This is a genomic window from Pseudomonas sp. B13(2017), from assembly GCF_002113245.1.
In the GTDB taxonomy this organism is placed as follows: Bacteria; Pseudomonadota; Gammaproteobacteria; order Pseudomonadales; family Pseudomonadaceae; genus Aquipseudomonas; species Aquipseudomonas putida_Z.
Window position 1 is genome coordinate 150,881 of sequence record NZ_NEJX01000005.1, and the last position, 12,866, is coordinate 163,746.

A 12,866-nucleotide genomic window follows, 5' to 3' on the forward strand; every position below is an offset into this window, starting at 1 on the left:
GGGGTGAATCCTTGGTGGGGCGGAAATTGCGCGTATTGAAGCGCAGCAGGCACGCCGATTCAACTGGCCTGCGGCTCTGCCTCATCTTCCTCGAAACCTCGCGATGCGCGCCCGACCAGCAGCGCATCCGGGGCATGCGCCACGCTGTGGTCCTTGCCCGGGTAATCCAGCGAATGCAGGAAGTGCCGGATGCAGTTGATCCGCGCACGCTTCTTGTCATCGGACTTGATCACCGTCCACGGTGCATCGGCCGTGTCGGTATGGAAGAACATCGCCTCCTTGGCTGCGGTGTAGTCCTCCCACTTGTCCAGCGACTTGATGTCGATGGGCGACAGCTTCCAGTGCTTGAGCGGGTCGTCCCGGCGCGAGATGAAGCGGCGCAGCTGCTCTTCGCGGTTCACCGAGAACCAGTACTTGAACAGCAGGATGCCGCTGTTGCACAGCATGCGCTCCAGCTCCGGCGCCTGGCGCATGAACTCCAGGTACTGCAGTGGCGAGCAGAAATCCATCACCTTCTCGACCCCGGCGCGGTTGTACCAGGAGCGGTCGAAGAACACCATTTCTCCCGCCGTGGGCAGATGCTGGATATAGCGCTGGAAGTACCACTGACCTTTTTCCTGCTCGGAAGGCTTCTCCAGGGCCACGATGCGGGCGCCGCGTGGGTTGAGGTGCTCCATGAAACGCTTGATGGTACCGCCCTTGCCCGCCGCATCGCGCCCTTCGAACAGAATCACCACGCGCTGGCCGGTTTCCTTTACCCAACTCTGCACCTTGAGCAACTCGATCTGCAGCGCGTGCTTGGCCTTCTCGTAGTCCTGGCGACGCAGACGGGTGTGGTATGGGTAGCTGGTCGGCAAGCGGGCCGAGGTGCTGTCTTCGTTGCTGCCCTTGGGGGCGGTGGCGACTTCCAGCGCTGCGGGCTGCTGGCTGATGCTGGTAATCGTCGGTTCCGGCTTGCGCTGGCGTGGGCGGCGCGTGCGGGCTTGGGTGGTGGCGGGCGCGCTGGGGGCGGGGAGCAGGAGGGGGGATTCTTCGCTCATGGAGGTCCTTGCGGGTCGATTCGGATGTCCATGCTCCATGCTATCGAGAGTGGGCGGCTGCCTCGTTGATGCGGGTCAATGGCTAATGGCCTGGCGCCACCTTGTCATCGGTTCCATCTGCTGTCGGCTGCAAGTGCCAAATAGGCTGCGTAGGCCTCGCACGGTGTGGGGCACTTGAACTGGAGGTTACACATGAAGCACTACTTTTATCTGAACTTCATCAGCTATGACGAAGACGGCGAGGAGGTGGGTTACCGCTCGGGAACTCTGCCCGCTGACAACTATCGGGTGACCGCGGCGGACATCAAGAAAATCGCCGATTCGGTCCCGGGCCAGACGCTGCATTTGTTGAGCGTCTCCTACTTGGGGCAGATGACGCAGAGTGAGTTCGAGGGTTAAGCGTTTTTGTAGTGCGGCCCCCCCCTCGATGAGGCGGGGGCTTTCCTGGAGAACAAAAACCACAGACAACAAAAAACCCGCACTAGGCGGGTTTCTTGTTGTCGCTTCGGGTAACTTTGCAACCACCAGAAGCTTGAAGGTGGTGCCCAGAGACGGAGTCGAACCGCCGACACGAGGATTTTCAATCCTCTGCTCTACCGACTGAGCTATCTGGGCGACGAGGTGAATTAAATAGACTTTCAGACCGCTCGTCAACGACTTTTTGAAAAAATTTTAAATTAATTCCGTCGCTTACGTTCCGTGGGGTCATTCCGAGGGTGGAACGTAGCCTTCCGCCTGGGCGTATTCTTCGCCAGCGAAAAACTTGTCCATCTCGCCCTGGAGGAATTTGCGGTCCTCGGCGTTCATCATGTTCAGGCGCTTTTCGTTGATCAGCATGGTCTGGTGCTTCTGCCAGTCGGCCCAGGCTTTCTGCGAGATGTGTTCGAAGATGTCCTGGCCCTTGGCGCCGGGGTAGGGCGGGCGCTCCAGGCCTGGCAGTTCTTCTTTGTACTTGCGGCACATCACGGTGCGGGTCATCGGGCGTCTCCTGCAATCAGTTCGTCGGCCGCGCGTTTGAGCAGCTTTTTCACCGGGGCGGCGAGGCCCAGGCGCGGCGGGGTGGCGAGGTTATACCAGAGCCAGTCGGCCTCGGCCACGTGCTGGCCGACCGGGTCGACGCGCACCAGCCAGGGCTCGATCGCCAGCTGGAAGTGGCTGAAGGTATGGGTCAGGCCGTCCATGGCGCGGCTGTCAGCCAGGCGCAGGCCGTGCTGGTAGGCCAGATCGTCGAGCTGGGCGATGTCGTCCAGCTCCGGCAGGCTCCACAAACCACCCCACAGGCCGCTGGACGGGCGGCGGTAAAGCAGGATGGCGCCTTCGTGGTTGGCCAGCAGTGGCATCAGTGTGCGGCGTTGCGGCAGTGCCTTGCGCGGCTTGGGCTCGGGGTAGCGGGTTTCTTCACCGTGCAGGTGCGCTTCGCAGCCGCGCTGCAGCGGGCAGATCAGGCAGCTGGGCTTGCTGCGGGTGCACAGCGTGGCGCCCATGTCCATCATCGCCTGGGTGTAGTGGTTGGCTCGCTGCTGCGGGGTAAAGCGTTCGGCCGTGGCCCACAGCTGGTTGGCCACCTTGGGTTCGCCGGGGTAGCCGGCCTGGGCGGTGTAGCGGGCCAGCACGCGCTTGACGTTGCCGTCGAGGATCGGTGCGCGGATGCCCATGCTGATGCTGGCGATCGCGCCGGCGGTGGAGCGGCCGATGCCGGGCAGCTCGGTGAGCTGCTCGACACTGCGCGGGAATTCGCCGCCATGCTGTTCGACCACGATCTTCGCGGCCTTTTGCAGGTTGCGTGCCCGGGTGTAGTAGCCCAGGCCCGTCCACAGGTGCAGCACCTCGTCCTCCGGCGCTTCGGCCAGGGCCTGCACGGTCGGCAGGGCCTGCATGAAGCGGTCGAAGTAGTTGAGTACGGTGCTGACCTGGGTCTGCTGCAACATGATTTCCGACACCCACACCCGGTACGGGTTGATGCCCTGTTGCCAGGGCAGGTCGTGCCGGCCGTGTTCGTCATACCAATCCAGCACTGCGCTGGAGAACTGCTCGGGGCTCATCGCTTGAACAGCCCCTTGAGCGCGTCTTTCAGTTCCGGGCTCACTTTGTCTCCGAGTTTTTCATCGATCTTGTCTTGCAGGCGGTTGCCGGCCACCTTGGCGGCAACCTTGCCCAGGCCGTCCTGGTCCAGGCGGCAGGCTTTGGCGCCCAGCTCCAGCGGGCCGCGGCAGCGCAGCGGTATTTCGACACCCACATAGCGTTCGTTGACCTGGCAGGCCGGGTCCGGCATGGCGCGCTGGTCGCCTTCGACGACCACGCCAACGTTGTAGTCCATGCCCAGTACACGCAGGTCGAGGTCACCATGGCCATTGACGGTCAGGCCCGGAATGCGTGCCTTGAGGTCCGGGTTGTTGGCGACGCCATTGCGTACTACCAGGCTGCCACGCAGTTCCTGGAACGGGGTGTCCTTGCCGCGAGGCTCGCCGGTGAGCGATTTGCGGTTCAGCGTGGCGATGGCCTTGCACAGCTGCTGTTCCAGGTTGGCATTGACCAGCACGCCGTCGTTGATGACGAAGTTGGCGTTGCCGTTGAGGGTGTCGACCAGGGCCTTCTGGCTGTTGCCGGTAGCGGTCAGGTCGCTGGTCAAGGTCAGCAGGCCTTTGACCGGTGGCGTCTGTTCCTTGCCCTCGGTCTTGATGAAGTGTTCCACCGGCACCCGCTGGATGCTGGTGTTGACGCCCAGTTGCGGCACGGCAGGGCGCACGTCGACGGTGCCCTTGGCCTCGAAGGTGCCGTTGTACAGTTCACCGCGCAGGGTTTGCAGGGTCAGCAGGCCGCCCTGGCCGATGGCCTTGAGCTGGGCGTCTTCGATCGGCAGTTTGTCCAGGGTCAGCGAGCCGAAGGCCAGGTCGGCCTGCAAGTCGAGGGCGCGCAGGCGGTCGACCGGCAGCAGCTTGTCGTCGCTCCAGGCGACCTGGGTCGGGGCGTTGGGAAGCGGCGTGGTGCCAGGGCCGGCGACCGCGGTGGCTTCCTGTTGCTTGACCTCGGCCTGGCGCGCGGCGGTGGCGCCCTTGGCCTCTTCACTCTTGGCCGGCAGGTAGCGGTCGGCGTTGAAGGTGTCGCCCTTGAGCTGCAGGCGCAGGGCCTGTTTGGCGAAGTCTTCGACGGCCACGCGGCCACTGAAGGTGCTGTCGTCCAGTTTCACCGCCAGGTCTTCCAGGGCCAGGCTGTTCGGCGTTCCCTGCAGGCGGGTGACCAGCTCCAGCTTGGCGAAGGCCGCCGGGTCGTTGGTGGCCGGCAGCGGGCGGCCGATGCTGTCGAGGAAGGTGCGCAGGTCGAACTGGGCGATGGACAGGCCGCCGCTCAGCTGTGGCGCCTTGTCCAGGTCGCGCAGGTTCAGCTCGCCCAGGGCGCGCAGCTGGTTGGCCGAGACTTTCAGGCCGTTCCACGAGGCGACATTGGCGGCCAGGTCGACCAGCAGTTGGCCTTGGGCGGCGAAGGTCACGGTCTTGCCGCCGGTGGGTTCACCCGAGGTTTCGCCCGACAGGCGCATGTCTTCGAAGTTGTAGCGCTTGAGCTTGCGGTCGAAGCGCAGCTCGCCGGCCAGTTCGGTGCGGGCCTTGATGTTCGGCTGGCTGGCACTGAGGAAGGCGCTGGCCTTGAGCGGAATGTTCGCCCCTTCGTGGACCGGGCCGGTGCTCAGCTGGATGCTTTCGGCGCTGTAGCTCTGGCCGGTCTTGGCATCGGTGTATTGCACGCGGGCGTTGTTCACGGTCAGGCTGTCGATGTCCAGCTTGACGGCGCGTTCGTTGCTGGCGACCGGTGCCGACGCCTGTTCGGCCGGTGCCTGGGCCGGAGCACTGGCCTGCGCATCGGCGCTGGCGCCGTTCTGCGCGGGCAGCGGCTTGCCGATGTCTTCCCAGTTGCCATGGCCCTGTTCGTCACGGGCCAGGGTCAGGTTCAGGCCCTCGACGCGTACGTCGCTCATCTGCACTTCGCGGCGCAGCAGTGGCAGCACACGTACAGAAAGCCCGAGCATCTGCAGGTCGGCGAACGGCTCCTTGGGTTTGTTCAAGGTGGCGATGCTCGCTTCGTGCAACTCCAGGCCCAGCCACGGGAACAGGCTCCAGCCAATGTCACCGTTGAGGGTCAGCTCGACGTGAGCCTTGTCACGTGCCAGCTGGCGAATCTCGTCTTTGTAGTCGTTGGGATCGAAGAGGTGGGTCAGGGCGAAGCCCAGCGCCACGATGATCAGCAGCAACCCGAGAAGCCCAAGTCCCAGGATTTTGCCGAACGCTTTCATGGGCGAGTCCTTGTAGTCCGTTTTTGAAATTCAAGCGCCAGAGTATAGCGCCGCAGTGGTTGCCCCTGCGTATTCGACCAGAGATACAGGGTATTTCCTACGTGTATGGCAGATGGTACGGCTTTCGACAGCCATGATTTTGTCAGTTCCAAATGTGTGGCCTGTACTGGCCCTATCGCCGGCAAGGCAGCTCCCACAGGGATCCCGCTGTCCCCGAGGTCGGTGGGATACTTGTGGGAGCTGGCTTGCCGGCGATAGGGCCGGTATAGGCAACATGACCGTTTCAGCCGAGCAAAAATTAACGATATCAGATTGCTTTCACGCTACTTGATGCTGCTACCCTTGCGCCGCTTTGCCTGCACCCTACCTATAAGAAGGATCTGATCCATGAGCAGTACCGTCGCGGCGGGGACCTTGGCCAGTGCGCCAGGCTTCCTGTCGAAGGAGCGCATCATCGCCCGTCCGGGCTTCAACCGCTGGCTGGTCCCGCCGGCCGCCCTGGCCATCCACCTGTGCATCGGCATGGCCTATGGCTTCTCGGTGTTCTGGCTGCCGCTGTCGCAAGCCCTCGGCATCACCGCCCCGGTTGCCTGCGCAGCGGACATGGGCTTCATGGCCCGTATGTTCAGCGCCGAGTGCGATTGGCCGATTTCCATGCTGAGCTGGATCTACACCCTGTTCTTCGTCTTCCTCGGTTGCTCGGCGGCTGTGCTGGGTGGCTGGCTGGAACACGCCGGCCCGCGCAAGGCCGGCCTGGTGTCGGCGCTGTGCTGGTGCGGCGGCATGCTGATTTCGGCGATTGGCGTTAAGACCCATCAGCTGTGGCTGATGTGGCTGGGTTCCGGCGTAATCGGTGGTATCGGCCTGGGCCTGGGCTACATCTCGCCGGTGTCGACCCTGATCAAGTGGTTCCCGGACAAGCGCGGCATGGCCACCGGCATGGCGATCATGGGCTTCGGTGGCGGGGCCATGGTCGGTGCGCCGCTGGCCACCGCGCTGATGGGCCATTTCGGCAATGCGCAGGAAGTGGGCGTGTGGCAGAGCTTCGTGGTCATGGCGGCGATCTACTTCGTGTTCATGACCGCCGGTGCCCTGGCGTATCGCGTACCGCCGACTGGCTGGAAGCCCGAAGGCTGGAGCGCCCCGGTGAAGAAAGCTGGCAACACCATGGTCACCGACCGCCACGTGCACGTCAGCGTGGCCTGGAAAACCCCGCAGTTCGCGCTGATCTGGCTGGTACTGTGCCTGAACGTGTCGGCGGGTATCGGCATCCTCGGCATGGCTTCGCCGTTGCTGCAGGAAGTGTTCGCCGGCAAGCTGCTGGGCAACGGGCTGAGCTTCAGCGAGCTGAACAGCGCCCAGCTGGCGCAGATTGCCGCGATCGCCGCCGGCTTCACCGGCCTGCTGAGCCTGTTCAACATCGGCGGGCGGTTCTTCTGGGCGTCGTTCTCGGACTACATTGGCCGCAAGAACACCTATTTCGCCTTCTTCGCCCTGGGCGTGGGCTTGTACAGCCTGGTGCCGAACATGGGGCACCTGGGTAACGTGGCGCTGTTCGTGGCGGCGTTCTGCATCATTCTGTCGATGTACGGTGGTGGCTTTGCCACGGTACCGGCCTACCTGGCCGACCTGTTCGGCACGCAGATGGTCGGCGCCATTCATGGCCGCCTGCTGACCGCCTGGGCGGCGGCGGGGGTGCTGGGCCCGGTGCTTATCACCTATCTGCGCGAGTACCAGTTGGCGGCCGGGGTGGAGCGTGCGGCTGCTTATGACATGACCCTGTACATCCTCGCCGGCCTGCTGGTGCTGGGCTTTGTCTGCAACATGCTGGTGCGACCAGTGGCCGACAAGCATTTCATGAGCGATGCCGAACTGGCTGCCGAGCGGGCGTTGAGCCATGACAAGGGCGCCGACGGGGCGCGCTCGCTGGAGTGGAAAGCGGCGCCGGGTAGCCTGCCGCTGGTGCTGCTGGCCTGGGCAGTGGTGGTCGTGCCATTGGCCTGGGGCGTTTGGATTACCCTGCAGAAGACGGCTGTGCTGTTCCATTGATCAGTGGTAAAACCGGCTGACTTCGCTGGCTGTACCGGCCCTATCGCCGGCAAGCCGGCTCCCACAGGTACGCCACAGGCCTGGAAGATTGTGAGGGTCCCTGTGGGAGCTGGCTTGCCGGCGATAGGGCTGCAAAGCAGCCCCAGGCCACCCGCTTGTATAGACCTGTAACGGTATCCGGCCTGCGTAATTCCTCGTTTTGCCATATGTCATCCGCGTTTCAAGCCGGCGCGTTCTAGGCCTATAATGAAACCCTTTTCGCCTAATGATTTTGCGGAGCTGGTGATGGTCGAACGTAAGGCTTCCGTCGAGCGCAATACCCTGGAAACCCAGGTCAAGTGCTCGATCAACCTCGATGGCAGTGGCAAGGCCCGATTCGATATCGGTGTGCCTTTCCTTGAACACATGCTGGACCAGATTGCCCGCCATGGGCTGATCGATCTGGATATCGAGTGCAAGGGTGACACGCATATCGACGATCACCATACCGTCGAAGACGTCGGCATCACCCTGGGCATGGCATTCGCCCAGGCCATCGGTGACAAGAAGGGCATCTTCCGCTACGGCCACGCCTATGTGCCGCTGGACGAAGCGCTGTCGCGCGTGGTCATCGACTTCTCCGGTCGCCCGGGCCTGCAGATGCACGTGCCGTACACCCGCGCCAGCGTCGGTGGCTTCGATGTCGACCTGTTCCAGGAGTTCTTCCAGGGCTTCGTCAACCACGCCTTGGTGACTCTGCACATCGACAACCTGCGTGGCCACAACACCCACCACCAGATCGAGACCGTGTTCAAGGCTTTCGGTCGCGCCCTGCGCATGGCCATTACCCTCGACGAGCGCATGGCCGGGCAGATGCCTTCCACCAAAGGGTGCCTGTAAATGCAGACGGTAGCCGTAATCGACTATGGCATGGGCAACCTGCACTCGGTGGCCAAGGCGCTCGAGCATGTAGGTGCCGGTAAGGTGCTGGTCACCAGTGATGCCACGGTCATCCGCGAAGCCGACCGCGTGGTATTCCCGGGCGTGGGCGCGATTCGCGACTGCATGGCCGAAATCCGCCGCCTGGGCTTCGACAGCCTGGTGCGCGAAGTGAGCCAGGACCGCCCGTTCCTCGGCATTTGCGTGGGTATGCAGGCACTGCTCGACCACAGCGAAGAAAACGACGGTGTCGACTGCATCGGCATGTTCCCCGGCCAGGTGCGCTTCTTCGGCAAAGACCTGCAGGAAGACGGCGAGCACCTGAAGGTGCCGCACATGGGCTGGAACGAAGTCGGCCAGACCAACGACCACCCGCTGTGGCACGACATCCCCGACCGCGCGCGGTTCTACTTCGTGCACAGCTACTACATCAATGCCGGCAAGCCGGCCCAGGTGGTCGGCCGCGGCCATTACGGTGTCGATTTCGCCGCTGCGTTGGCCGATGGCTCGCGCTTTGCCGTGCAGTTCCACCCGGAGAAGAGCCATACCCATGGCCTGCAGCTGCTGCAGAACTTCGTCGCCTGGGACGGGCGCTGGTAAATGAGCAGGTCGAAGACAAAGGCCCCGGTCATCACCCTGGCCCCCGAGCAGGAGCGCGAAGCGCTGCACACGCTCAAGCGCTTTCTCGAAGACCGTTTCGAGCTGGAGCTGGGGTCGTTCGAAGTGGCCGAAGTCCTCGAGCTGTTCAGCAAAGAAATTGCACCCCATTACTACAACAGGGCGATTGCCGATGTTCAGCTGCACCTCAAGGAGCGGTTCGAGAGCATCGAAAGCGATCTGTGGGCGCTCGAGAAGCCCTGAAACCCCAAGAACAGACAGGTTCCCAAGATGCTGATTATCCCCGCTATCGATCTGAAGGACGGTGCCTGCGTGCGCCTGCGCCAGGGCCGCATGGAAGACTCCACGGTATTTTCCGACGACCCGGTGAGCATGGCCGCCAAGTGGGTCGAGGGTGGCTGCCGCCGCCTGCACCTGGTCGACCTCAACGGCGCCTTCGAAGGCCAGCCGGTCAACGGTGAAGTGGTCACCGCCATTGCCAAGCGCTACCCGACCCTGCCGATCCAGATCGGCGGTGGCATCCGCTCGCTGGAAACCATCGAGCACTACGTCAAGGCTGGCGTCAGCTACGTGATCATCGGCACCAAGGCGGTCAAGCAGCCGGAGTTCGTCGCCGAAGCGTGCAAGGCCTTCCCGGGCAAGGTCATCGTTGGCCTGGACGCCAAGGATGGCTTCGTCGCCACCGACGGCTGGGCTGAAGTGAGCTCGGTGCAGGTCATCGACCTGGCCAAGCGTTTCGAGGCCGACGGCGTCTCGGCGATCGTCTACACCGACATCGCCAAGGACGGCATGATGCAGGGCTGCAACGTGCCGTTCACCAAGGCGCTGGCAGAAGCTACCTCGATCCCGGTGATCGCCTCGGGCGGCATCCACAACCTGGGCGACATCAAGGCCCTGCTGGACGCCAAGGCCCCGGGCATCATCGGTGCCATCACCGGCCGTGCCATCTACGAAGGCACCCTCGATGTCGCCGAGGCCCAGGCCTTCTGCGACAACTACCAAGGCTGAGGACTGAACCATGGCACTGGCCAAGCGCATCATCCCTTGCCTGGACGTGGACAACGGCCGGGTGGTCAAGGGCGTCAAGTTCGAGAACATCCGTGATGCCGGCGACCCGGTGGAAATCGCCCGTCGCTACGACGAGCAAGGTGCCGATGAAATCACCTTCCTCGACATCACCGCCAGCGTCGACGGCCGCGACACCACCCTGCATACCGTCGAGCGCATGGCCAGCCAGGTGTTCATCCCGCTGACCGTGGGCGGTGGCGTGCGCACCGTGCAGGACATCCGCAACCTGCTCAATGCCGGTGCCGACAAGGTCTCGATCAACACGGCCGCGGTGTTCAACCCGGAGTTTGTCGGCGAGGCAGCGGACCGTTTCGGTTCGCAGTGCATCGTTGTCGCCATCGACGCCAAGAAGGTGTCCGGGCCGGGTGAACAGCCGCGTTGGGAGATTTTCACCCACGGCGGGCGCAAACCGACCGGGCTGGATGCCGTTGAATGGGCGAAGAAGATGGAAGGCCTGGGGGCTGGCGAGATCCTGCTGACCAGCATGGACCAGGACGGCATGAAGAACGGCTTCGACCTGGGTGTTACCCGTGCGATCAGTGATGCGCTGGGTATTCCGGTGATTGCCTCGGGCGGGGTGGGTAACCTGCAGCACCTGGCTGACGGCATTCTGGAAGGGCATGCCAGTGCGGTGCTGGCGGCCAGTATCTTCCACTTTGGTGAGTACACGGTGCCGGAAGCCAAGGCCTACATGGCTTCGCGCGGGATCGTCGTTCGCTGATCGATTAATTGGGGCTGCTTTGCAGCCCATCGCCGGCAAGCCAGCTCCCACAGGGACCGCACAAGGCTCAGGGCCTGCGCTGCCACTGTGGGAGCTGGCTTGCCGGCGATGGGCCGCAACGCGGCCCCAATGGCATCAACCGTGATTCTTGCCGAGCAATGCGTGATACAGCTCGGTATCCCCAAGAATCCCCACCACCTTGTCGTTATCCTGCAACACCAGCTTGTTGCCGGTCTGATAACGAATCTGCAGCGCCTCGCGCATGCCGATATCGGCATTTACCAACGTTGGGCGGCGGCCCAGCAGCTCCACATCCTGCCCCGGCGCCCAGTTCTGCATCTCCAGCCCGTTCTGCCCCTGGCGTGCGCGCTTGATCGAGTTGCCTTCGCCCAGGTCCAGCCACGAATCGCCACCCGGGTCCAGGCACACCGAACCATTCACCCGCTTGCAGTTGTCCAGGCTGCGCATCAGGCTGCGCCCGCACAGCACGTTCAGCGGGTTGGTGTGGGCGACAAAGGTACGCACATACTCGTCGGCCGGGTTGAGCACGATCTCTTCCGGCTTGCTGTACTGGATGATCCGCCCGTCCTTCATGATGGCGATGCGGCTACCCAGCTTCAGCGCTTCGTCCAGGTCATGGCTGACGAACACGATGGTCTTGCTCAGCTTGGCCTGCAAGCCAAGCAACTCGTCTTGCAGGCCCTGGCGGATCAGCGGGTCCAGTGCCGAGAACGGTTCGTCCATCAGCAGGATGTCGGCATCCATCGCCAGCGCCCGGGCCAGGCCCACGCGCTGCTGCATGCCGCCAGACAGTTCGTCCGGCTTCTTGTTGCGCCACTGGGTCAGGCCCACCAGCTCGAGCTTTTCGTCGACCAGCTTGCGCCGTTCCTTCTCGGGGCGGCCCTGCATTTCCAGGCCAAAGCTGATGTTCTCGCGCACCGTCAGCCAGGGCATCAGGGCGAATTTCTGGAACACCATGGCAATGCGCTTGGTGCGCATCATCTTCAGCTCGGCGGGGGTGCAGTGGGCAATGTCGATGTGCTTGCCTTCGTGTTCGACGAACAGCTTGCCGCGGCTGACGGTGTTCAGGCCGTTGATGCAGCGCAGCAAGCTCGACTTGCCAGAACCGGACAGGCCCATCAGCACGCAGATCTCGCCCTTCTGGATATCCAGGTTGGCTTTTTCGACACCCACCACCAGGCCGGTCTGCTTGAGGATCTGCTCGCGGGTCTGGCCCTGGTCGAGCAGGGCCAGCGCTTCGCGCGGCTTGTTGGAGAAGATGACGTCGACGTCTTCGAAACGAATGATGCTCATGCTTCACCCCTTACCGGCAGGTCCGGTTGCTTGCAGATACGGTCGAGCATGATCGCCAGCAGCACGATCGCCAGGCCCGCTTCGAAGCCCAGGGAAATATCGGCGGTGTTCAGTGCGTTGACCACAGGTTTGCCCAGGCCGTCAGCGCCGACCAGGGCGGCAATCACCACCATCGACAGCGACAGCATGATGCACTGGGTAACGCCGGCGGCGATGCTTGGCATCGCGTGCGGCAGTTCGATACGGGTGAGCAGCTGGCGCCGCGAGCAGCCAAAGGCCTTGCCGGCGTCCATCAGCTCCTGCGGGACGTCGCAGATGCCCAGGTAGGTGAGACGGATCGGCGCGGCGATGGCGAACACCACCGTCGAGATCAGCCCCGGCACCACACCCAGGCCGAACAGGGTCAGGGTGGGGATCAGGTAGACGAAGGTAGGTACCGTCTGCATCAGGTCGAGTACCGGGCGCATGGCGGTATAGAACATCGGTTTGTGCGCGGCGACGATGCCCAGTGGCACGCCGATGGCCACGCAAACCACTGTGGCGAAGGTGACCTGCGCCAGGGTTTCCATGGTTTCCTGCCAGTAACCCAGGTTGAGGATCAGCAGGAACGACAGGGCAACGAATGCGGTCAGCGCCCACTTGCGCTGGATGAAGTGCGCCAAGGCGGCGAACAGAGCGATGAGCACGAACGGATTGAAGAAAGTCAGGGCACTGGTTACGCCATGGATCATGAACTCCAGGCCTTGCGCGATGGCGTCGAAGTAATTCGCGCCGTTCTGGGTCAGCCACTCGACGAACGACGCGATGTACTGGCCCAGGGGTATTTTCTGATCGATAAGCATGATAGCGAGCT

The 12,866-nt window shown here is 63.2% G+C and carries 13 protein-coding genes and 1 tRNA gene; 7 read left to right on the forward strand and 7 right to left on the reverse strand.

The features are described 5' to 3' along the window. Nucleotides 1-59: 59 nt before the first annotated feature. Entirely contained in the window at nt 60-1,040 is a 981-nt protein-coding gene (gene ppk2, locus CAG44_RS09285) for a polyphosphate kinase 2 (RefSeq protein ID WP_085691989.1), read from the reverse strand. A gap of 192 nt (nt 1,041-1,232) precedes the next feature. Between ppk2 and CAG44_RS09290 the strand changes: the two genes are divergently transcribed. Then, the gene (locus CAG44_RS09290) at nt 1,233-1,439 is read left to right on the forward strand and encodes a hypothetical protein (protein ID WP_085591894.1); all 207 of its coding nucleotides are present in this window, start codon (nt 1,233-1,235) and stop codon (nt 1,437-1,439) included. A 140-nt stretch (nt 1,440-1,579) separates the two neighbouring features. Here CAG44_RS09290 and CAG44_RS09295 read toward each other — a convergent pair. The 4 genes from CAG44_RS09295 to CAG44_RS09310 all read right to left on the reverse strand — a co-directional run bounded on the left by CAG44_RS09295 (nt 1,580) and on the right by CAG44_RS09310 (nt 5,325). Beyond that, nucleotides 1,580-1,655, reverse strand: a tRNA-Phe gene (locus CAG44_RS09295). Nucleotides 1,656-1,745: 90 nt separating this feature from the next. Continuing rightward, the gene (locus CAG44_RS09300; protein ID WP_003257478.1) at nt 1,746-2,018 is read right to left on the reverse strand and encodes an oxidative damage protection protein; all 273 of its coding nucleotides are present in this window, start codon (nt 2,016-2,018) and stop codon (nt 1,746-1,748) included. Continuing rightward, on the reverse strand, nt 2,015-3,082 hold the full coding sequence (gene mutY / locus CAG44_RS09305) for an A/G-specific adenine glycosylase (RefSeq protein ID WP_013970490.1): 1,068 nt from the start codon (nt 3,080-3,082) through the stop codon (nt 2,015-2,017). Before mutY ends, CAG44_RS09300 begins: the two co-directional genes overlap by 4 nt. After that, a complete protein-coding gene (locus CAG44_RS09310; RefSeq protein ID WP_085691990.1) occupies nt 3,079-5,325 on the reverse strand; it encodes an AsmA family protein in 2,247 nt (748 codons plus the stop codon). The genes mutY and CAG44_RS09310 overlap by 4 nt, the downstream gene beginning before the upstream one ends. A gap of 387 nt (nt 5,326-5,712) precedes the next feature. Between CAG44_RS09310 and CAG44_RS09315 the strand changes: the two genes are divergently transcribed. From CAG44_RS09315 to hisF, 6 genes are all read left to right on the forward strand, one after another. After that, nucleotides 5,713-7,374, forward strand: a complete 1,662-nt coding sequence (locus CAG44_RS09315; RefSeq protein ID WP_015268635.1) for an OFA family MFS transporter — start codon at nt 5,713-5,715, stop codon at nt 7,372-7,374. A 285-nt stretch (nt 7,375-7,659) separates the two neighbouring features. Further along, nucleotides 7,660-8,253, forward strand: a complete 594-nt coding sequence (gene hisB, locus CAG44_RS09320) for an imidazoleglycerol-phosphate dehydratase HisB (RefSeq protein ID WP_003255736.1) — start codon at nt 7,660-7,662, stop codon at nt 8,251-8,253. Continuing rightward, on the forward strand, nt 8,254-8,892 hold the full coding sequence (hisH, locus tag CAG44_RS09325) for an imidazole glycerol phosphate synthase subunit HisH (RefSeq protein ID WP_025337371.1): 639 nt from the start codon (nt 8,254-8,256) through the stop codon (nt 8,890-8,892). Further along, the gene (locus tag CAG44_RS09330) at nt 8,893-9,153 is read left to right on the forward strand and encodes a DUF2164 domain-containing protein (RefSeq protein ID WP_046614499.1); all 261 of its coding nucleotides are present in this window, start codon (nt 8,893-8,895) and stop codon (nt 9,151-9,153) included. Between the two features lie 27 nt (nt 9,154-9,180). Next, entirely contained in the window at nt 9,181-9,918 is a 738-nt protein-coding gene (gene hisA / locus CAG44_RS09335; protein WP_003257484.1) for a 1-(5-phosphoribosyl)-5-[(5-phosphoribosylamino)methylideneamino]imidazole-4-carboxamide isomerase, read from the forward strand. Between the two features lie 10 nt (nt 9,919-9,928). Then, nucleotides 9,929-10,699: an imidazole glycerol phosphate synthase subunit HisF gene (gene hisF / locus CAG44_RS09340; protein ID WP_025337372.1), complete on the forward strand. Its 771-nt coding sequence runs from the start codon at nt 9,929-9,931 to the stop codon at nt 10,697-10,699. A 135-nt stretch (nt 10,700-10,834) separates the two neighbouring features. Here the strand turns inward: hisF and choV are convergent, their stop codons facing one another. Together choV and choW are read right to left on the reverse strand one after the other, a co-directional pair. Next, nucleotides 10,835-12,013 carry a choline ABC transporter ATP-binding protein gene (gene choV / locus CAG44_RS09345; RefSeq protein WP_075044350.1) on the reverse strand — a complete coding sequence of 393 codons (1,179 nt, stop codon included), beginning with the start codon at nt 12,011-12,013 and terminating at the stop codon, nt 10,835-10,837. Beyond that, nucleotides 12,010-12,858 carry a choline ABC transporter permease subunit gene (gene choW, locus CAG44_RS09350; RefSeq protein ID WP_169774667.1) on the reverse strand — a complete coding sequence of 283 codons (849 nt, stop codon included), beginning with the start codon at nt 12,856-12,858 and terminating at the stop codon, nt 12,010-12,012. The genes choV and choW overlap by 4 nt, the downstream gene beginning before the upstream one ends. Nucleotides 12,859-12,866 lie beyond the last annotated feature (8 nt).